The sequence below is a fragment of the Streptomyces sp. NPDC025793 genome, from assembly GCF_055558375.1.
This window is the reverse complement of sequence record NZ_JBVHMR010000039.1, coordinates 31,867-51,300: the sequence shown is the minus strand read 5'-3', so window position 1 is coordinate 51,300 and position 19,434 is coordinate 31,867. Positions and strand designations below refer to the sequence as shown.

The 19,434-nt window shown below is 70.7% G+C and carries 13 protein-coding genes and 5 pseudogenes; 9 read left to right on the top strand and 9 right to left on the bottom strand.

All coding sequences use genetic code 11. The annotated features are described in order from the left end of the window. The first annotated feature begins 16 nt into the window (after positions 1–16). Both ACZ4MF_RS39950 and ACZ4MF_RS39945 read left to right on the top strand, forming a co-directional pair. Positions 17–325 carry a hypothetical protein gene (locus tag ACZ4MF_RS39950; protein ID WP_467498053.1) on the top strand — a complete coding sequence of 103 codons (309 nt, stop codon included), beginning with the start codon at positions 17–19 and terminating at the stop codon, positions 323–325. Further along, a complete protein-coding gene (locus tag ACZ4MF_RS39945; protein WP_467498051.1) occupies positions 286–987 on the top strand; it encodes a transposase family protein in 702 nt (233 codons plus the stop codon). The genes ACZ4MF_RS39950 and ACZ4MF_RS39945 overlap by 40 nt, the downstream gene beginning before the upstream one ends. Positions 988–1,011: 24 nt before the next feature. Here ACZ4MF_RS39945 and ACZ4MF_RS39940 read toward each other — a convergent pair. Then, positions 1,012–1,334: pseudogene (locus tag ACZ4MF_RS39940) on the bottom strand (IS5/IS1182 family transposase); the annotation flags it as partial. A 185-nt stretch (positions 1,335–1,519) separates the two neighbouring features. Between ACZ4MF_RS39940 and ACZ4MF_RS39935 the strand changes: the two are divergent. Both ACZ4MF_RS39935 and ACZ4MF_RS39930 read left to right on the top strand, forming a co-directional pair. Beyond that, entirely contained in the window at positions 1,520–2,881 is a 1,362-nt protein-coding gene (locus ACZ4MF_RS39935) for a hypothetical protein (RefSeq protein ID WP_467498049.1), read from the top strand. Continuing rightward, complete coding sequence (locus ACZ4MF_RS39930) at positions 2,881–3,444, top strand: NUDIX hydrolase (RefSeq protein ID WP_467498048.1); 564 nt, start codon at positions 2,881–2,883, stop codon at positions 3,442–3,444. The genes ACZ4MF_RS39935 and ACZ4MF_RS39930 overlap by 1 nt, the downstream gene beginning before the upstream one ends. A gap of 519 nt (positions 3,445–3,963) precedes the next feature. Here ACZ4MF_RS39930 and ACZ4MF_RS39925 read toward each other — a convergent pair. Beyond that, positions 3,964–5,928 (bottom strand): hypothetical protein, encoded by a 1,965-nt coding sequence (locus ACZ4MF_RS39925; protein WP_467498046.1) that lies wholly within the window; start codon positions 5,926–5,928, stop codon positions 3,964–3,966. A gap of 314 nt (positions 5,929–6,242) precedes the next feature. Continuing rightward, positions 6,243–6,359, bottom strand: a pseudogene (locus ACZ4MF_RS39920) (IS5/IS1182 family transposase); the annotation flags it as partial. Positions 6,360–6,628: 269 nt separating this feature from the next. Between ACZ4MF_RS39920 and ACZ4MF_RS39915 the strand changes: the two are divergent. The 4 genes and pseudogenes from ACZ4MF_RS39915 to ACZ4MF_RS39900 all read left to right on the top strand — a co-directional run. Continuing rightward, positions 6,629–7,042: a hypothetical protein gene (locus ACZ4MF_RS39915; RefSeq protein ID WP_467498044.1), complete on the top strand. Its 414-nt coding sequence runs from the start codon at positions 6,629–6,631 to the stop codon at positions 7,040–7,042. Between the two features lie 105 nt (positions 7,043–7,147). Further along, positions 7,148–7,477: pseudogene (locus tag ACZ4MF_RS39910) on the top strand (NAD(P)H-dependent oxidoreductase); the annotation flags it as partial. A 377-nt stretch (positions 7,478–7,854) separates the two neighbouring features. Beyond that, entirely contained in the window at positions 7,855–9,759 is a 1,905-nt protein-coding gene (locus ACZ4MF_RS39905; RefSeq protein ID WP_467498042.1) for a serine/threonine-protein kinase, read from the top strand. A 328-nt stretch (positions 9,760–10,087) separates the two neighbouring features. After that, a pseudogene (locus ACZ4MF_RS39900) lies at positions 10,088–10,408 on the top strand (MFS transporter); the annotation flags it as partial. Here ACZ4MF_RS39900 and ACZ4MF_RS39895 read toward each other — a convergent pair. The 5 genes from ACZ4MF_RS39895 to ACZ4MF_RS39875 all read right to left on the bottom strand — a co-directional run bounded on the left by ACZ4MF_RS39895 (position 10,408) and on the right by ACZ4MF_RS39875 (position 17,411). After that, on the bottom strand, positions 10,408–10,617 hold the full coding sequence (locus tag ACZ4MF_RS39895) for a helix-turn-helix domain-containing protein (RefSeq protein ID WP_467498064.1): 210 nt from the start codon (positions 10,615–10,617) through the stop codon (positions 10,408–10,410). The pseudogene ACZ4MF_RS39900 and the gene ACZ4MF_RS39895 overlap by 1 nt on opposite strands. Continuing rightward, positions 10,581–11,753, bottom strand: a complete 1,173-nt coding sequence (locus ACZ4MF_RS39890; RefSeq protein WP_467498040.1) for a hypothetical protein — start codon at positions 11,751–11,753, stop codon at positions 10,581–10,583. Before ACZ4MF_RS39890 ends, ACZ4MF_RS39895 begins: the two co-directional genes overlap by 37 nt. A gap of 223 nt (positions 11,754–11,976) precedes the next feature. After that, the gene (locus tag ACZ4MF_RS39885) at positions 11,977–12,165 is read right to left on the bottom strand and encodes a hypothetical protein (RefSeq protein WP_467498038.1); all 189 of its coding nucleotides are present in this window, start codon (positions 12,163–12,165) and stop codon (positions 11,977–11,979) included. A gap of 120 nt (positions 12,166–12,285) precedes the next feature. Then, positions 12,286–14,400 carry an ATP-binding protein gene (locus tag ACZ4MF_RS39880; protein WP_467498037.1) on the bottom strand — a complete coding sequence of 705 codons (2,115 nt, stop codon included), beginning with the start codon at positions 14,398–14,400 and terminating at the stop codon, positions 12,286–12,288. Then, the gene (locus tag ACZ4MF_RS39875; RefSeq protein WP_467498034.1) at positions 14,397–17,411 is read right to left on the bottom strand and encodes an AfsR/SARP family transcriptional regulator; all 3,015 of its coding nucleotides are present in this window, start codon (positions 17,409–17,411) and stop codon (positions 14,397–14,399) included. The genes ACZ4MF_RS39880 and ACZ4MF_RS39875 overlap by 4 nt, the downstream gene beginning before the upstream one ends. 478 nt (positions 17,412–17,889) lie before the next feature. On the opposite strand from ACZ4MF_RS39875, the gene ACZ4MF_RS39870 reads away from it, so the two are divergent. Further along, on the top strand, positions 17,890–18,261 hold the full coding sequence (locus ACZ4MF_RS39870; RefSeq protein WP_467498032.1) for a nuclear transport factor 2 family protein: 372 nt from the start codon (positions 17,890–17,892) through the stop codon (positions 18,259–18,261). Between the two features lie 346 nt (positions 18,262–18,607). Here ACZ4MF_RS39870 and ACZ4MF_RS39865 read toward each other — a convergent pair. After that, positions 18,608–19,309: pseudogene (locus ACZ4MF_RS39865) on the bottom strand (ISAzo13 family transposase); the annotation flags it as partial. Between the last annotated feature and the right edge of the window lie 125 nt (positions 19,310–19,434).

The following is a 19,434-nucleotide window of genomic DNA, read 5'->3' as shown; positions in this document are numbered from 1 at the left end:
TGGCGGTTGGGATTGTGTGACGAATACCAACAAACCCTCCGAGGGTGCCGGATCCCTTGTCTACCAGTGCCGCCTGCCGCTATCCACGAACACTGTCAACTACGTCGCTGACCTGCTGCGCGCCCACTTGAAGGCGATCGGCTCCCGCTGGCGGTCCCGCTCCGCCGGCCAGATCGCGGTGCTTGTGCTGGCGGTGCTGCGCCACGACCAGCGCGCCGCCGACCTGGCCGGCGGCAACGACGTCTCCGCCACCACGATCCGCCGCTGGTGCGACGAGGCGATCGCTTGCTCGCGGCCAAGGCCCCGCGCCTGGACCGCGCCCTGAAGAAGATCGCCCGAGGCGGCGGCGAGGTCGTGCTGCTGGACGGCACCATGATCCGCACCTGCCGCAGCACCGGCAAAGCCAACCGCAAAAACTACAGCGGCAAGCACAGGTCCCACGGCCTGCTGTTCCTCGCCCTCACCGACGAGCGCGGCAACCTGGCCTGGATCTCCTCGCCCCGACGGCGCGCGGCCATCGAGGTCAAGACCGCCCGGCACGACAAGATCTGCGAGCACCTGCGCATCGCCGGTCTGGGCGCCCTGGCCGACCTCGGCTTCGTCGGCCTCGATCAGGACCCCAACGACCCGGTGATCATCACCGGGGCCGAGCGGACCCGCAAGAAAAAGCTCACCGCGGCACAGAAGCAGAACAACCAGCTCATCGCCGCCGCCCGCGCCCCCCGTCGAACACGGCTTCGCCGCGCTCAAAAACTGGCGCATCCTGACGCGACTGCGCCTCGACCCCGCACGGGCCACGAACCTGCTGCGCGCCCTGCTCGTCCTGACCAACCTCGAAACGAGCCGCTGACAGACGATCTAGAACGCAGACAACCGCCCACCAACAGCACGAGAATCCACGAACCCTGCCAGGCCAGGACCCTGACCAGCACGTTCAAGTTGGCAGCGTCTCAGTGGGCTGCGCACAACGTAGCAGCCTTCACATAAGAGGTCGCACAGGTAAGCATGTGCTCAGGGAGGGCGGTTCGGGCGTTCGTCCCCGCGGTGGGTCGTCCATGCCCGACGGATCAGGCTGCGCATGGTGATGATGGTGTCGGCCAGGTCGAAGAAGGCGTCGATGACGATGGCCCGGCGCTCGTAGCAATGGGCGAGCGATGGAAGGCGTTCTGCCAGGCGTGGGTGCGCTCGACGTGCCACCTCTGACTTGCCTGGATCGGCGCCTTCTCGCCCTTGTGTGCGATCCGGCCGTACAGGCCGCGCCCGTCGAGCGGAGCGCGAGTCTTGTCCGAGTCGTAGCCGGCATCCAGGTGCACGGTGACGTCGTCGGGTAGCGGTGGACGGAGCCCGCTGTAAATCTATCGGCTCAACCTTCCCGGGTTCGAGTCCCTCGAAGACTCGTGACTGCCGTGGGCGGCGTGGTCCTTCCACAGGCTCGCCAAGATCGAGCGCTCTCCGTTGTCCCGCCCGTCCGCACATGCTGGACTGGCCCACGTACGAACACCACAGAAAGGGCTGGCACATGACCGCGGTCCTCAGCACCGGGTGGGACAGCGTACGGCAGCGGGCCAAGCTGAGCGCCCAAGCGCCCGGGGCCACCGCCCCGGTGGAGAGGCTGCCCCCCTCCGGGCGGGCAGAACTGCTCGGGCGGCTGCGCTGGGAAGTCATCCAGGGCGGATCCCTGTTCCTGACCTACCCCCAACTACTCGACGGCGCCGTCTTCGCTGTGCTGCGGCCCGCCGCACTCCTCGACGAGTTGGCGATCCGTGCGGTCGGCGGTGGCGCGGTACTCCCGATCCGGGTGAACTCCCGCAATGCAGACCTCGCCGGACAACTGGTCGCGATGCTCTCGACCGGTTTCCTCTTCTCCTCCCTCCCGATCCCCGACGAACAGTGCCTGCGGCTCCAGCGGGAGTTGGCCGTCCGCGCGGACGGCGAGGCCGCGGTCGCGGCCCTCGCCTCGGAGGGACCGGTCGGCATGGCGGACAGGTTGCTAGCGGCGACAGGGGTCCTTGACGCTCCGCTACGGCGGCGCGCAGTCGCCCGGTGGGCTGACTGGCTGGACGCAGCCGGGCGTGGCCTGCTGGAGGTCAGCCCCCTGACACCGGCCGACTACGCAACTGCGTACGCGCTGCGTCCCCCGCCGCGCCCGGAGGAACTGGCCAGTGACGACGGCCAGTCGGTGCTCGCCGCCTGGACCGGCGGGGAGTTCGACGTGAACGGGCTACCCAGCCGTAGCCGCCTGTACGAGAGCCTTGACCCCCTGCTGCGCTCCGGTGACCCGGCGGCACAAACGGACGCACGGACACTGCGCGAGTCCTTCGACGAGACGTACTACCGAGCCATCGCGGCGGGCGAAGGCTGCATGCTCGGGCTGGCCTCGCCGCGACGCGGCGTCCGGCGCCGGGAGGCAGCGACACTCGTGGAGCAGACACCGGTCGTGACGTATCCGACCCGGTTCGAACTGCGGCTCGGCCTGATGAGCGGTGAGCAATGGCAGAGTTACACGGATGAAGCAGCCGATGCCCTCGCCAAGTGGTGGCACCGGCAGGACCTCGCCGCACTGCAGGAGGTGGGCGACCTGCTCGCGGGCCGTACGAAAGAGCCACGGGCCGGTGATGTGGACGAGGTGCTGGTTACCCGACTCCAGAAGTTCGCACACAGCGCGCGTGGCGCCACCGCTCAGATGGTCGCGGGCGGCGGAATGAGCCTGGCGACCAGCCTGCTCGGCCAGGGGACGGCCGGAGTGTTCGCCGCCGGCGCGGGCGGGGCGCTCGCGCCGGTCGTCGTCGCGGCCGTAGCAGCCGGGGTGACCCGCCTGACCGATTTCCGAGGCCGGTACGACGTGATAGAGCTTCCAGGGGTGCCGGGGAGGAGTGCCTGATGGACGCTGAGGCGCCACGCGCGCGCACCCACAAGGCCTACACCGATGCCGACGGCGGCCGATGGTGCGAGGTCTACATCGACACCTACCGCTTGCCCTCCGGCGGCGAGACCGTCCGGCACCGCGTACGCGTCGGCGGTGGCCGCACCGGAGTTGTGGTGCTGGCTCGACGAGGTGACGACATTCTGCTGGTCCGCCAGTGGCGACCGACGGTCAGCCGGTGGGCCTGGGAACTTCCGCGCGGTTTCGGCGAGACCGACCCCGTCTCGGACGCGCTGCGCGAACTTGTCGAGGAAGCGGGGCTGGTCGGCTCCGCAGCCGCTGTGGTGGCGTACCTGGACGTCGACTCCGGCACGCTGGAGAGCGAGGTCGCCATCGTCGAGGTCTCGGTTCAGGGTGACGCACCACTGTGCCCTAGCCCGGGCGGCGACGGCGAGATTGCCGCAGCGCGCTGGTGGAGTCCGCACGAGATGGCACAGGCGATCCGTGCGGGAGAGCTGCGGGACGGCTTCACGCTTGCCGCACTCGGGGCATCCAGCGCGGCCCGAGGCTGGGCGGGGTAATGCTGTGCAGGTACGGCGCCCCCGGCACCGCCGCGGTCCTCGGCGCTGCGTGGACGAGGCGCGGACGGCGGACACGTATATCCCCGGGCGTGAGCAGGCTTCCGCAGGTCGCAGGAAGCGCGGGGACGCCAACGTGTGAGGTCTGCAAATCTCCCGAGTCGATACGCTGCTCCCCACGCGTGCGGGGATGGCCCCTCGCTGGACACGAACATGCTGGGTAGCGCGATCTGTGGCTACGACGTCGTAATTCAGCCCCGGCATGACGACTCGAAGCGGCCCCGTTTCGTGAAGATCCATGACGGCTCGAAGCAGTCCCTGTGCCGGTATGGGCAGGTCTCAGCTGGATCCTGAGAAAGCTGCCGATGCGTCAAGTGGGGGTCGCTTCCGGCCGCGCACTCAGTGGGACCGGCGAACGACGTCGCGGCCAACCCCGCGGGTGCGCTGGCGGCGCACGTACGACCGGGTACGCCGGGTGCTCGCGGAGTTGCAGTAGGGGCGGCTGGCTAGGCGTGCCGGAGTTCAGCGTCGGACCGCCACGGCCTCCGTGCCGGGTGTCGGTATTCGGTGCCGGGCTGCCCCGGCTGCCCCGGCTGCCGCGGCCAGGATGCGCTGCAGGACGGGGGCCGGGATCGCCGGGTTGGTGACCGCTGCGCATGCCGTGTCGCGGTCGTGCAGCAGTCCGGCCAGGACGCGGGCCGGCAGCCGCGGGTTGCGCAACGCGGTGCCGCGGACGTAAGCCTCCGGGTCGTTCAGCAGCCGCACCGCGTCGGCCGGTGTCAGCCGGGGGTCCTCAGCCGCGCGGCGGCGCACCTCGGCTTCGGGATCCCGGGCCAGGCGTGCGACGTCGGCCGGTGTCGACTCCGGATCGTCCAGGGCCAGGCGGCGCATTCGCCCGCTGGGGTCGGCGGTGTAGCGCAGCAGGCCTGCGCGGGGGAAGTTGGGGTGGCTGTGGGGCCGGTCGGGGTGGCTGAAGCTGCCGTCCCACCAGCGCCAGACCTCCAGCAGCAGGTCGGCCGGCGCGTCCTCGCACGATTCTGTGAGGAACAGGCGGACCACCCGGTCCTCGTCCCGCGCCAGGCGCGCCACGACATCCGGCGGGAGGTGCTGTGCTCGGGCCACACTGCGGCGGACCAGCGGGTGGGACGACGCGGCGAGACGGCGCATCGCGTCGGCGTCGCCGTGCAGGCCCTCGACCCAGGGCAGGGTGTGCGACATCGACGTCGGCTCGAAGTCGTGGCGCACCGCCGCACGTTGCTCCTCCGTGAGGTCGGGGCGCAGCGCCACCGCGGAGCGGATGTCGTCCTGCGGGTCCTCCGCCAGCACGGCGACGCCGTGCGCGCCCAGGCCCGGGTTGGCGGCCAGCGCCCGACGTACCTCCGGGTCCCTGTCCCGGACCAGCTCCTCCTCCAGCTCGGGCACGAGGCGGCACCGTTCGAGCGCCCGTCGCGGGTCGAGCAGGGCGGCGAACACTTCGCGAGCCATGGGTACGCCGGTGTGGTGGGCGAGCAGCGCAGCCGTTCGCACCGCGTAGTCGGTGTCGGCCAGCAGCCGCTCCCGTAGCGGCGCAGCGAGGTCCTCCCACCGGGCACAAGCGGCCGCCCGAACCCGGGGATCGGCGTCGGCCGCGAGGCCGGGCAGGTGCCGTGCGGGGAGCCCCGGGAGTTCGGCGGCTTGCGCGCGGGACGGGCCGGCGAGGAGGTCGTCGTAGAGGTCCTCGGGGAGTTCGGCGCCCCAGGTGCAGGCGCGCTCCGCCCAGAACACGCGTCGATCGGGCGACGGCTCGGCGCGGACCAGGTGTACCCACTGATCGGACGTGAGTTTGGGCCGGAACGTGTCGGCGGCCCTTGACCGCACCCGCGGATCGGGGTGCGCCACGGCGGCGTCAAGGACGGCGGGCCGGTCGCATCCGTGCAGGAAGCCCTCCTCCACATCCAGCAGCCGGATCAGGAGTTCGTCCGTCGCGGCCGGATTGGACCCGATCCCCTCCGCCCAGTGCAGAGGCCACGCACATCGGCCGGGCACCGCCGCCCACACCTCGGCGCGCTCGGCCTCCGTCTCGCGCCCGGGGGCCGCGGCGGCCTCCTCCAGTCGCTCCGGCAGTCGGTCGAGGGCCGTCACCCGAGGCCCGCCCGCGCCGGGCACCTCCGCCAGCAACACCTGCCCGTCGAGGGAGAGCGCCACGAAACCGGGGTCGCCAGTCAACTCCGGCACGCCGCCCCCGGCGTACCGGACCCGGGTCCACCAGGACTCGTTGCCACCGACCCGGTGCTGGAGGACGGCCACCAGGAACTCGCCGTCGGCATCGCAAAGACGGCGCCACCACACGGCATCAAGCGCTTCGAGCGCCACGCCGTCCGGCGCCGCGATCCCCCGCGCGATCCGCCAGCCGGCCTCCGGCGGGAGCAGGCTGCCCGGGCGCACGTCCTCGACGATCGTGAGTCCGGCGCGTGCGAGTAGTTCGTGGAATTCCTCTCGGTGCTGCACGCGGTCATGATCCCCGCCGGCTCGCGGTGGGACAAGGCCCTCAGCCCGGGCCCAACCGGCCCTCACCCGCGTACACGTAATTGACTGCGATGTCGTTCGGGCGGCCCCATCCAGGCGGCTGGAATCGGCCCCCACTTGAGCATCGTCAGCTTTCTCGGACTCCGGCAGAGACCTGCCCATGCCGGCACGGAGACCGCGTCGAGCCGCCCTGGATCTTCACGAAACGGGGCGGCTTCGAGTCGTCATGCCGGGGCCGAATTACGACGTCGTAGCCAGCGATCTACTCCCCGCTCCTGCGGGGATGGCCTCAGTTCTCCGGTCGCTGACCGCGCCACCCTGTCCTGCTTCCAGGCCGTGATCATCGGCTCGATCAACGCCCATTGCTCGTCCGCTAAGTCGCTCGGGTACGGCTCTCGCTTCACGCCTAGCATCACGACATGGACATGATCGGCAGGTGGCTCTGTATGACGATCAGTCCCACGATCGAGCGATCACGAACCGATGAAGACCGGACTTAACGTCCACTCAGAGGCCGCAGACCGGCGCATGACCTGTGTCAGGAGCGCGGGCGCGGCATGAGACCGACCATGGCCGTGACCATGCCGGTCCCCGGTTGTTCGGGCGAGCAAGGAAGCCTCCGGGGCGGACAACGATGCCCAGGCTCTTGGCCGTTGGGCGCGGATCGTGAGATCGTCCGCAGGTGACCGACGCTGCTGGGGAAACGATTTCGGCACGGCCTGACGACCGCACCGCGTCCGTTTTGCGCTTTGCAGTGGAACTCGTCGCCTGGGTGGCGACTCCCTGGGCGCTGGCCGACCGCTCCTGGCTGCTTGCCGCCCTGTCCGTGGTGCTCCTGATCGGCCTTCCCACGTGCTTCTCCACCCCGGGTGACAAGGCGAACGTGATCATCGCAGTACCGGGCTGGGTCACGATCCTTCTGGTGCTTCTCCAACTCGCCGCGGCCGTGGCTTCTGCCTGGCTGGCCTGGCCTGCATGGGCGGCGGGCCCCGTGACCCTGATGGCCGTCATCGCCCTCGTCACGGAGCGTCGACGCTGGCGGTGGCTGGCCTCCGGCGAACCAACCCGTCACCTGACGCGCTCAGCCGCCATCTGAAGCGCTCAGCCACACTGAGCCGGACGGGCTGCCTCGTGCTGAGGCCTGCAGGTCGAAGTCCAGCGCCTCGATGCCGGTGAACTCCACCATCAGGCCGTGGGCGCGCTGTCGGTCACCGCCGGCGGCCCGCAGTCGCACTACGCCGTTCGCGGGATCAACGGCCCCATCGACGATCTGCTGTTCCCGATCCACCACGGCATCCTCCACTTCCCGGGCATCGAGGTGCTGCCGCCGTTCGTGCTGTACAGCACCGACCGGATGACCGACGAGGACTACCCGGACATCGCCAAGGCCTGGAAGCAGCGCCTGCTCACCCTGGAGTCGACCGAGCCGATCGCATTCCGGCGCCAGAACTTCGGCGACTACGAGATCCCCTCACTACACCTGAAGGAGGGCCTGGAGCCCGCCGGCCGCACGGGCTTCGGACTGCACGTGCTGACCGCCGGCGACGGACAGGACGAACCGGGGCGCGAACCCGAGGAGCAGCCCGGAGGGCCATGGCAGCGGTGGCGGTGGCGGCCGACGCGACCAACTACCCGCCCCTCCGGCCCTGGGCCCCCGCGTGATGGGGCTGTTTGAATCCGGCTCCGGCCGCAGTTCCGCAATCGCGGCCAGAACCAATATCGCGAACGTTCACAGGGTGTCAGCACGGGGCCGCAGCGGACCGCAACCAATGACATCCGGTGGCAAACCGCCAGCCAGCCTCCGGGCCAGGGCGACGACGAGCGCCGGAGGCGCGGCGGGAGGGCGGGGGGTGGCCCGACCGACCCGCGCACAGGTCCTACGCTGTGGGGGCCCGGTGATCGCAGGGGATGCGGCCGGACAGTCGGCTTGGGAGGGAAGCGGTAGCAGTGACGGGGACCGACGGCGGTTCGAACGGCAGAGTGCTCGCCGGGCGGTACCGGGTGATCAAGCAGCTCGGGCGCGGCGGCATGGGCACGGTGTGTCGGGCGATGGATGAGCTACTCAGGCGTGAGGTCGCCGTCAAGGAGCTGCGCACCTTCTCCGACGCCTCGGCCCGTGAACTCGCCGACCTGCGGCTGCGGATGCAGCGCGAGGCGCGGGCCGCCGCCCGGATCCGGCACACGGGCGTGATCTCAGTTCACGACGTGGCGGAGGAGGACGGCCGCCCGATCATCGTCATGGAGCTGGTGGACGGCCCGTCCCTCGAGGACGTGCTCGCCGAGCGCGGCACCCTCGACCCGCGTGAAGCCGCCGCCCTCGGCGCCAAGGTGGCGGACGCGCTGGGCGCCGCTCACGCCGCCGGTGTGCTCCACCGCGACGTCAAACCGGGGAACGTGCTGCTGGAGCGCGGGGGCCGGGTGGTCCTCACCGACTTCGGCATCGCCACGATGGAGGACCCCGGCGACGGCGCCGCCGCCAGCCTCACCCAGAGCGGCCAACTGGTCGGCTCGATCGACTTCCTCGCCCCCGAACGCGCCCAGGGCCACCAGCCCGGCCCCGCCTCGGACGTCTGGTCGCTGGGCGCGATGCTCTACGCGGCGGTGGAGGGCGGCTCACCTTTCCGCCGTACCTCGACGTGGTCCACGCTCGCCGCGATCGTCACCGAGCCGTTGCCGGAGCCTCGCGCGGCGGGCCCGCTCGCACCGGTGCTGGGGGTGCTGCTGGCAAAGGAGCCGGAGGCGAGACCGGACGCACAGGGTGCGAGGGAGCTGCTGGAGTCGGTGGCACGGGGCTCCGCGTGGCCGCCGGGTGGGGCAGCCTTCGGTCCGCCGGCCCAGGGGGGAGCCGGGGACACGGGCACGAGGGCGCTGGGCACACACGGGACGGCGGAGGCAATGGGCTCCGGTCAGGCCGGGGCAACCCAGCCGGGGCTCGGGCAGCCGCAGCCGTACGCCGGTGTGGGAGCGCCGTTCGCACAGCCGCAGCCTCAACCCCAGCAGCAGCCTCTGGCCGCCCAGCCCCACCCTCAGTCCCGTCCCACTCCCGCGTTCGCCGAGGTCCTTCCCGTGCCGCCCGAGTCGGGGTGGCCGCCGCCCAACGACGGGACTCGACCCCCGCACTCCGTCCCCACCGGAGGCGGAAGCGGAGGCCGACGTCGCCGCCGTACGACCGTCGCCGTGGCCGCCGCGGTTGCCGTCGTCCTCACGGGAGCCGGGGTGACCTGGGCGATGATGGACCGCTCGGGCAGCAGCGACAACACAGGCGGTGAGGCCGGGGCAGGGGCTGCGCGGCCGGCACGGGCGGACCCCGTGGCGTCCAGGCTCAACGGCGCCGTCGGCTCGACCGGCACCTCCCCGTCCGCCCGCGCGAGCACCCGCACCACGTCCCCTGCGACTCCCGCTGCCCCGTCCTTCTCCCCCAGCGGCACACATGCGAGCCCGTCAGCGGCCGCGCCGAAGCCCCCGTCGGGCGACCCCGGTTACCTCCCCGGCTCCCTGGCCTCGATCAACGGGTGCATGGCCTGGCTGGACTACAAGGTCTCCGGCAAGGGGGGCTTCGCCATGGGCACCCTCGAATCGGCCGGAAACTCCTGCGAGATGCACTTCTTCAGAAGTTACGTCCCGGATTCGACGTCCTCCCAGAACCTCGACACCACGCACACCACCAAGGGTTCGGGCAGCGATTCCACGGACTGGTATTGGGACGGGCCGAACTACTGGGAGAGCGTATGCGTCTGGCGCGTCGGCGACTTCGCCCATCACAGCTGCGGCGGCCGTTACTACGTGGCGAACGGAAAGCCCTCACAGCACTGAGCGGCCACCCGATACTCCTGTACCTTGAGGCTGTTTCAGGCCCCCAGGAGAGCCGTTGTGGAACATTTCGTAGACCTCGGCCACGTGGAGCGGTCATTCCAGGCTCCTCTGGATCGGCAAGCCGTCGTACGCAAGTGCCGCTCGGTGGGCGCACTGACCGACCGCGGCACATGGGTGCGCATCGAGCGGCGACCGCTTGAGAAGACTGGGGGCCAAGCCTGGCGGAACGCGGTGACCTCGGGGACGCCGGTGCAGGCGGCCCAGTAGCCACTGACGGCGAACTCCATGGTGCCGCCCTTTCCTGCCGACGCCACCTCTTCCCGTCTGCTCGCAGGGCGCGGGGGCGGCTTTGATCGCGCCCGCCGCCATGGCGGTGCTGCGCGCCGCCTTCCCCTCCCCTACCGCCTATGGCAGAGCGATGGCCACGTGGGGCGGGCTCTCGGTACTCGGCGCGACCGCGGGCAATCTGCTCTCCGGTCTCATCTCAGCACTGCTGTCCTGGCGTTGGACGTTCGCCGTACCGCTCGCGGTGGCGGGCGCAGCCCTCGCCCTCACGCCCCGGCTGCTGCCGGACACCATGCCGAACCGGGGCAGGACTCTCGATCTGCCGAGAGCTCTGCTCGCCACCGCCGGGATCACCCTCGCCAGTTAGACCTTGTGCAGGTGGTATTCGACGGTGCGCGGGCTCACGAAGAGCCGACTGCCGATCTCGGGATTGGTCAGGCCCTCGCTGGCGAGTCGCGCTATTTGCGCCTCCCGAGGGGTCAGGTCGTCGCTGCTGCCCTCGGCGCTCCGTTTCCGAGCGGTCTCCCCGGTGGCCCTCAACTCGCGCGCCGCACGCTCGGCGAACGCCTCCATACCCACGGCCGCGAACAGGTCGTGGGCGGTGCGCAGTTGTTCGCGCGCATCGATCCGGCGCCGCTCGCGGCGCAGCCATTCGCCGTAGACGAGATGCGCCCGCCCGAGGTCGACTCGGCACAGGGTCCGCCCGAGTCGCTCGATCGCCTCCCGGTAGAGGCGCTCGGCGTCCCTGCCCTGGCTGAGGAGCGCCCGCGAACGGGCCTCTGTCCCAAGGGCCCAGTCCGTAGGGCTAGCCTGAGTCGTCCGCACCAGCCGCTCGAGTGCTCGGGCTGCGCTCTCGCCGTCGCCGCTCCGGACTGCTGCTTCGACCAGTTCGGCCGCCCCCAGTGCACCGCGACGCCCGGTGCCGGCGGGTCGAGGACGATTCGTTCGGCAGCGGCTCGGGCGTCCTCGTACCGGCCGAGGCCGTTGTAGAGCACCGCACTGGCCCAGTCCGCGACAGTCAGCCCCACTCCCTCGCCCCGCGACGCCGCCTCGCTCCTGGTGGCGCGCACCAGTCGGTCGACCTCGGCCTGTCGTCCCTGCCACGCGGCGAGTGCGAGCGCGCCGTAGTCGGTGATCTGCAAACCGGTCGCCGTGACGATCGTGCGCACCTCTTCGCTCAGCGACGCCGCTTCGGGCGGTTCCCCCTGGAGGAGGTGCACAACGATGCGCGAACTCAACCCCAGAGGCAGTGCGGCGAGCGCGCCGGTGTCGCGGGCGAGACGGACGTGGCGGTCCGCCAGCAAACGACAGGACCTGTCGTCCCACAATGCCGCGGCGATGATGAAGGCGAGCCACAGCCGGCGGAGTTCCTCCGCAGGGGAAATGCCGTCCTCGGTGAAGGCGCGCAGGGCCCGCCGCATGGCCGGCGCTGCTGTGGGTGCGTCGCGGGTCAGGAGCAAAGCCAGGGCGTCGAGGAGCAGGTCGGCGGCACGCGGGACGACCGGCGTGGCCGGCGCCGCGCGAGCGGCTGCCGCGATCTCCAGGAGAGCACCGCCCTCGACCGCCAGGCGGCCGGCGAACATCGCCTGCAGATACGTTTCGCGTGCCAGTGAGACGTCCAGCGGCTCAAGCTGCCTGCCAACCTCGATCAGCATCGGCGGAGCGAGATTGCCACGATTCGTGGTGAACGCGATCTCGGCCCGCAGCAAGGACGCGCGGGTACCTTGCAGCTCGTCAAGCGGGCCGGCGAGCGCTGCGACCAGCAGTGACAGCGCGGCGTCGGGTGCGCCGGCCTCATGTTTGGCCTGGGCGGCGGCCAGGGCGCCAGCGCCCGGCTGGCGACCAGGGCGAACAGCACCCTTTCGGTGGCGGTCATGTCCCGGCGGCGGCCGCGCTTGGGCTGTCCGACCCGGCCCACGATCTGGTCGATCTTCAGTGCGTCCAGGGGTTGGTGTCACCGACCACGGTCTTGTCGGTGGTCCGCTGGGCGGCGACCACAGTGATGGCGCGGGGGTGGGCGGTGGCCTCGGCAGGGGCCAGGGCTGTCAGGGCCGCGCCGATGGCGGCGACGGCGGCCACGGTGCCCACAAGCCTCTTGATGGGTGCATCGGTGTTCCGCATGGTGGTCTGCTTCCTATCCCTGGGGTCTCTCGGCCGTTGCCGGTTGTTGCAAGGGAAACTAGTGACCGCCGTCATCACGCCACTTTGACGGCGCTATCCCGCCCGGATAGTCCCCAACGGTCACCACGTCGTCGCAGGTCCGGAAGGGCCGAACAGGGATACTGCACCCTGCGGTGCCCCGTAGGTCACTTCCTGTTCCCACAGGTGCCAGCACGCCCGCTCGATGCCCCGTTTCAGATAGCGACGATAGGTGCTGAAAGACAGGGAGAACTCGCGAGCCACGGCCTGCTGGGTACTGCCGCCCTCCACGTACGTGGCCCAGACGACGGCTCTCTGGATCTTCGCCTTGGGGTCCTCGTCGATCGCCTCGATGGCCCGCACGATCGCCCGGCGCAGGTTCTCCTCGGGGTCGCCGGGGCGGCGGACGACGAAGGAAGCGTGCAGCAGCGGGTTGGCGGCCAGCCGCTCCCGGTGGTGCCAGTTGCGCAGCGCGTCGCGCACTGCGCGGTCGAAGGACGCCCGGGACAGGACAGTCGTGCGCGGCAGGCTGGCGACTCTGGGGGTGCGCAGTCCGAAGAACATGCGGTCGTCCAGCAGATCGCCCCACTCGTCAACCCGGTCGGTGCCCCAGTCGCGGGCGAAGAGCCGCACCCGATGCTGCATGAGCAGGGGCCCGCCCGGCAGCTGGCGGAAGTCCGCGAACTCCAGGAGCCGCGCGGACCGCTCGTCAGCGCCAATGACGGCGTGGATCGCCCACTCCAGCTGATCGTGTTTCAGGAGATTCCAGGTGACGCGGGCACTCATCCGGGCCGAGGTGGCGGTTAGTTCCGGTGCACGCCTGCGGACCAGTACGAAGCGCACCAGGTGCACCCGACGTCCGGGGCGCAGTGCGCGGCTCGCCTCGATGTGGTCGCGCGCGACGGCGACCACGGGGTCGACCATCGTCTCGACGGTGTCCCACCGGTCAAGGCTCAGCATGCCCAGGACGCCGACCAGGTCGCCGGTATGGACCGACCGGTACAGGCGGAATCCCGCGGGCTGCCGGTGCAGCCAGAAGTCGACGGCTGCGACGCCTTCCGGTCCCAGTTCCTGGTGCGCCAGGTCACGGACCGCGCGGACATCGTCGGCTCCGCAGGGTGTCTCGTCCACGATGTCGTCGTACTCGTCCCAGTCGAAGCCGGGAAACCGTCTGTCTCTGGTCTGGATGTAGTTGAAGGCGCCGGCGGCTCTGAGGGAGGCCGGTTCGGCGCGGTTGCGGACCAGGTGCTTGAGATAGGTCCGTACCGTCTTGTGCAGTGATAGGTAGGCGTCGGGCGCCCGCCATCTCAGGTCGCGGTCCAAGGCTTCCGCCACTACGGGCAGCAGGCGCAGCCCGGATCGCCGGCTGAGGGCGTAGGGCTGGTGGCGCATCCAGCAGAACAGTTCGTGGGCGTCGTCGGGCTGGAAGACGCGCAGCAGGTCCTCGGTGGTGTCGGGGACGTGAGCACAGAGTTCCAGAGCCTGCCGGTGGGCGGCGGATGGCACGGGGCCCAGCACCCGTTCGAGGAAGTCCTGCACGACCTCGGGAGAGGGCCGCCAGTCGCCCCCGGACGGGGTGTCCTGGTCCTGGCCGACGAGCCGCAGCGCGAGAGGGTTGCCGTCGGCGAAGGCGAGCCGGGCCGGGCCGTCGGTGACCCGGCCCGGCGCGCTGTCCCGAAGCAGGCGGGCCGACTGGGACCGGGAGAGCTCGCTCAGGTGGTGGACCTGGAGGGTGTCGTCCCAAGAAGGGTCGGCCTGCCAGCGCAGGCTCGGTGGCCGTCGGCCCGCGAGCACCACCACCGACCCCGGCGGCAGCGACGGCAAGAACTGGTCCCTGATCCAGCCCGCCAGCGGTTCAAGGCGGTCCACGGCGTCGACAAGCAAGACCGGCGGGATCGTGCCGGTGAAGCCCGCCGCGGCGCAGAACGCCTGCTCGGTCGGCTCGATCAGCTCCGCGTCCACCTCGGTGACGGCGCGTCCGCGCTGTGCGGCCTCCAGGGCGAAGCGCCGCAGCAGCGCCGTCTTGCCGATGCCGCCGGGTCCATGAAGCGTCAGCACTGGGACGGCGTCAGACGGATTGTCGAGCGCGGCGCGGAAGGCTTTCAGTTCGTCCTCGCGGCCCACGAAGCGGCGCAGGAACGTCTGCTGTCGGGCGGGCAGGGGGGTCTCGGCGCCGGTGGGCCGCGCCCGTCCCGCCTGTGCAGAGTGCGGGTTCATCCGGTGGCCGGGGCCTCGATGCCGCACGCGGACTGTCCGGGTTGCAACCGCTCCCGCAGCCGCGCGGCTCGGACCTGCTCCTCGACCATGCCCAGTCTGCCGAACACCTCCACCGCGTCGGCCAGCAGGGAGCCGGCCCGATCCGCTCGGTCCGTGCGCAGAGACAGGGCGGCGAGGTCGACGCGCACGGAGGCCGCGCCCGCCTGGTCCAGGATGCCCTCGCGCAGGGCAAGTGCCCGGTCGAAGAACTCGGCGGCGCCAGTGAGTTCGCCAAGGCCTGCGTGGACCCGCCCGAGGTCGTGCAGCATGTATCCCTCACCGATCACGTCGCCGTCCGCAAGGACCATGTACAGTCCTTCGGACAGCACCTTGCGGGCCTCGTCGAACTGCTTTTGGTGTACGAGGAGCTGGCCCACACGCTGGAGCACCCGGGCTTGTCCGCCGACGTAGCCGAGGTCACGCCAGATCTTCAGCGCCTCGTTCAGCTCCATCTCAACGCGCCGGACGTCGCCCTGCCGGAGCAGGATGACGGCCCGCTGAATGAGCACGGTGGCGCGGGCCCACGGGTCGCCGCAGCGGTCGAAGCACCCTTGTGCCTCGTCGAAGAGGCGCATCGCTGAGACGTCGCGGCCGGTGAGCCGGGCCACGATGCCGAGATCGCGGCGGCACAGGCCGAGTCCCTTGTCGTGCTCCAGCTGTTCGAAGAGCTCGGCCGCCGCGGTCAGTGCCTTGTGGGCTTCGGGCAGGTCGCGGCGGTTGAGGTGCAGCGAGCCCAGGGAGGCTAGCAGGGCGGCCTCCCCCATGCGGTTGCCGCGGTGGCGGACCGCCGTCAGTGCCTTGCGGTGGGTGCGGGCCCAACGGTCGAGATAGCCGCGCGCCTCGTATAACGGTGCCAGATTGACGGCGAGTTCCCACGCGTACTCGCCCTCACCCTCCTGCGCGAGTCCTTCCACGGTCAGGCTCAGGTTCTCCAGCTCGGTGTCCAGCCACTCCAGCGGCCGGGCGAGGACGGTGGAGACGTGGCGCGCGGGCAGGTGCCAGTGTTCGGCGGAGCCAGAGAGGTAGCGGGTGCCCAGGATACGGCGCTGGGCCTCGGTGATCAGGGAGAGCCAGGCGCCGCCCACCCGGCGGACCGCGGCTCCGCGCTCGGCCTCGTCCGTCTCGGCGGCCAGCCGGTCGCGGGAGAACAATCGGATGATGTCGTGGAAGGCGTAGCGGAGTTCACCGCCCGCGTCGACGCCGGCGACGTCCAGCATCTGCACGTCGATCAGCGGTTCCAGAACGTCGGACGGATAGGGCGTGGCCGGTGTGTCGCCCAGCAGCGCGCCCGCCATCCAGCCGGGAAAGGTGGAGCCCTTGGTGAGGCTGAGCAGGCGCAGGAGCCTGCGGTCCGGCTCGGCCAGCCCGTCGTAGGTGAGCGAGAGGCTGGCGCGGACGGTCATCTCCCCATAGGTCAGTTCGTCCAGGCGCCGGCTCTCGTCGGCGAGGCGCCGCACCATAGTCGCCAGCGGCCAGAACGGGCGGGCCGCCAGACGTGCGGCCACGATCCGCAGCGCCAGTGGGAGTCCGCCGCTGGCGGCGACGAGTTCCCTGGCGGCTTCCGGCTCGCGCTGCACGCGGCCGGCTCCGACAACGTTGCCAAGGAGTGCCAGCGAGTCCTTTTCGTTGAGAATGTCCAGGGCTACGCGATGGGCTCCAGGCAGAGCGGTCAGGCGGGCCCGGCTCGTGACGAGGACGCCGCAGGAGCGGCTGCCCGGCAGCAGCGGGAACACCTGCTCCTCGCTCGCGGCGTCGTCCATGACCACCAGGATGCGCCTGGTCGCGAGCATGCTGCGGTAGATCTCTCCGCGTTCTTCCAGGGAGTCCGGGATGGCGGGTCCGGGCAGGCCCAGCGCGCGCAGGAAGCGGCCCAGGACCTCGCGCGGGTCGATTGGCTCCGCGCTGCCGCCGCGCAGCTGGCAGTAGAGCTGACCGTCTGGGAAGTGTGAGTCGGCGAGCCGGTGGGCGACCCGGGCGGCGAAGGTGCTTTTGCCGACGCCGGAGCGGCCGGCGACGACGACGATGCCGGTGGCCCGGTGCGGCGAGGTGCCGCTGAGCGCGGACACAGCCTCCGCGACGAGTTGTTCGTGGCCGACAAAGTCTGCGGTGTCGACGGGCAGTTGACGCGGGACGCAGCCGCGCACGGTGGACGCCCGCTCCTCGGGCGGCAGTGTGCCGTCCGTGTCCGCGGCGGGATGGCTGCTCTGTCCGGGGCCGGACGCGGGGGTGTGCGGTAGTCGCAGCGACGGGTCCTCGGTGAGGATGGACCGTTCGAGCCCACGCAGTTCCGCGCCGGGCTGGAGCCCAAGTTCTTCCTGGAGCAGCTTGCGCGCCTCGCGGTACACTTGCAGCGCCTCGGCCTGGCGGCCGGAGCGGTAGAGGGCGAGCATCAACTGCCCCCGGAAACGTTCCCTCAGCGGGTGGTCGCTCACCAGGCGGGCTATCTCGGCGGTCAGCTGGCGGTGGCGACCCATCTCCAGTTCCAGCTCGATGAACGACTCGGTCGCCGCCAAGCGCTCCTCGTCGATGTGCTGGGCAACGCGGGCGAGCGTCTCGCTGGCAATCCCGTTCAGACACGGTCCCTGCCACAGGGCGACCGCCGCACGCAGCGAGCCGGCCGCTTCGGCCGTCCTGCCCTGTCCGGCCAGCGTGTTGGCCTCGGTCACGGTCCGCCTGAACACGTCGAGGTCGAGCGTAGAGTCCTCGATCTGGAGCACATAGCCCGGCGGCCGGGTCACAATGACGGCCCCGACGCCGGCGACGGCCAGTGTCTTGCGCACCCGTGAGACACAGATCTGCACTTGGGTGCGAGCAGTGTCCGGCGGGTTCTCGTCCCACAGCAGCCGGATGAGCTGGTCCCGGCTCTGCAGCCTGCCGTTCTCCAGCAGCAGGGCGGCGAGCACGACCTGTTGCCGACCCGCGGCGAGGTGCACCGTCCGTCCGCCGCTTGAGACCTTCAGTTCCCCAAGCACCTGAAAGGCCGATCCCGTGCTCCGATCACGCGGCGCGAGGTGCACTCCGGACATGACCGCCTCCATTGCTCGCCACAGGTCATGGCACATCTGGCCGCTCCAAGTGTAGATCGCCGACCGGGCGGACAACGGCTCTGGGCAGTAACTGGACAGCTGCGGCCGGGCAGCGGGAACGGGGCACCGGGCGTGGACCGCGGCGCCACGCGAGGCGACATGCGGCCCTCCGTCCGTCCATGGTCTCGCATCCGAACTGATCAGCTGTGGTCAGCTTCCGAGCATCAAATGACCATATTCGCGAGCGGGATAACGGGGCGATAGCACCGAGTTAACGGGATACCGAAGGATTGCCGGGCGGGGGCCTTCGGCGCCGGCGCACCTTATTCACCGATGATGAGAGGTCGGTCTTCCAGGCATGAGACACGACGGAATCCGGATGTCGCCTGCCGGCGCGACGGCAACGGCAGCCGGGGTGAAGCACGTGCTGCTCACATACCACTACCTGGACATCGGGGATACCGACGGGTACGCGTCCCTCACCGAGAAGGACGTGACCCTCGACCACCCTGGCACCGCGCCCTGCCGGGGCCACGATGAGGTGCTCAGCGCCCACGTTGCACAGGCCACGCTGCTCAGCCGACATGAGCTGACCGCCGTGGTGGCCGATGAGGACATGGTCGTCGCGCTGGGCCGGGTGGTGCGGTCCGCGCCCGGTGGCGACGGCCCTGTCGTGCACGGCACGGACTTCGCGGACGTATTCACCCTGTCCGAGCAGACCCTGGTCAGGACGTGCCGCCGCTACTACTACGCCCCGCCGCCGGGCCCATCGGCCCCGCTGCTCATCCGGAACTGAACGGTCGGACGGGGGAGTGCTTAGGGCTCGTAAAGAATCAACACGGTGGTTTTGTCTCTGTCGTGAGGGCGATGCCGTGTGCGGTTGCGTGGACGTGGAGGCCGGCGAGGGTGGTCAGGTGTGTCGCCGCGGGGCCGGGGGTATGTCCGTGCTGGTCCATGAGCTGTCTGATCTCGCCGGTGGCCTCGCGGATGGTGTCCTTGCTGACGGTGAACAGGCGGGCGAGCACGCTGGGCGACAGGCCAAGGCTTTGGTGCAGCACGGTGGCCAGGACGCGGTCGGCCAGGTCGAGTTTGACTTTGCGGCCGCCGCCCGGGGCTCGGCGTCGGTTGCCGCCGTCGCGTGCGTAGGGCAGGGCCCTGCCCAGCGCGTCGCTGCGGAAGTCATGAACGTCGACCCGCACGGGTTCACCGGCCGGCCGCCATTGGCATCCCGCGTTCTTGAACTCCCCGACGACTTCCTTCTTTTTCGTGTCCACGCTGACCACCGGCTCACCGTTCACCTGACGGTCCTTGGCCTGGTCGTTGACGTACCGGAACTGCTCGTCTCTCTCGGGGCGTTGAGCACCTTCTAGGGTCTTGGCATCGGCCTGCAGACTGACGCCGTTCTCCCGCAGCAGCCGGCCCACGGTCGGCGCTGACGCGGCGTGGCCCTGCCGCGTCAGCGCCCCGGCCAGAGACCGCAGCGACTTGGTCGCCCACCGCAGCGGCGACATCGGATCGCCCCGCTCGTCCGGCTCCACCAGGGCCAGCAGAGCCGGAACGAGCAGCGGGTCAAGCTCCTCTGCGCTCTTGCGACCGCCGCCGTCCCGGCGGACCCGGCCATCGGGCAAGGGATCCTCACCGCCCTCCACCTCGAAGACTCCCTTGCGCACCGTCGTCTCGCTCACCCCCGCGGCACGGGCGACGGCCCTCACCCCGCCGTGCCCCAGCAGCCGGGCCTCGGCAGCCAGCGCCAGCCGCTGCTGCCGCTCATTCAGATGGGGAAACAACACCCCGTATCTCAGGGCGAGTTGGTCACGAACCTCGCTTACGGGGCATTCGGCAATAGACGGGAGCAGGTGTGACGTGGGGGGGGGGGGGGGGGGGGGTGGGGGGCGGGGGGGCGGGGGGGGGACCGGTCCCGCGCCCGCAGCGGGGGGTGTTTTGGTGTCGCGGGGCGGTGGGCGCCGGA

Bases quoted from the DNA above. Each gene is read 5' to 3' on its own strand.
- ACZ4MF_RS39935 (WP_467498049.1), top strand. From the start codon at position 1,520: ATGACCGCGGTCCTCAGCACCGGGTGGGACAGCGTACGGCAGCGGGCC.
- ACZ4MF_RS39930 (WP_467498048.1), top strand. From the start codon at position 2,881: ATGGACGCTGAGGCGCCACGCGCGCGCACCCACAAGGCCTACACCGAT.
- ACZ4MF_RS39905 (WP_467498042.1), top strand. From the start codon at position 7,855: ATGCGGCCGGACAGTCGGCTTGGGAGGGAAGCGGTAGCAGTGACGGGG.
- ACZ4MF_RS39895 (WP_467498064.1), bottom strand. From the start codon at position 10,617: ATGGAGGCGTTCGCCGAGCGTGCGGCGCGCGAGTTGAGGGCCACCGGG.
- ACZ4MF_RS39885 (WP_467498038.1), bottom strand. From the start codon at position 12,165: ATGCGGAACACCGATGCACCCATCAAGAGGCTTGTGGGCACCGTGGCC.
- ACZ4MF_RS39880 (WP_467498037.1), bottom strand. From the start codon at position 14,400: ATGAACCCGCACTCTGCACAGGCGGGACGGGCGCGGCCCACCGGCGCC.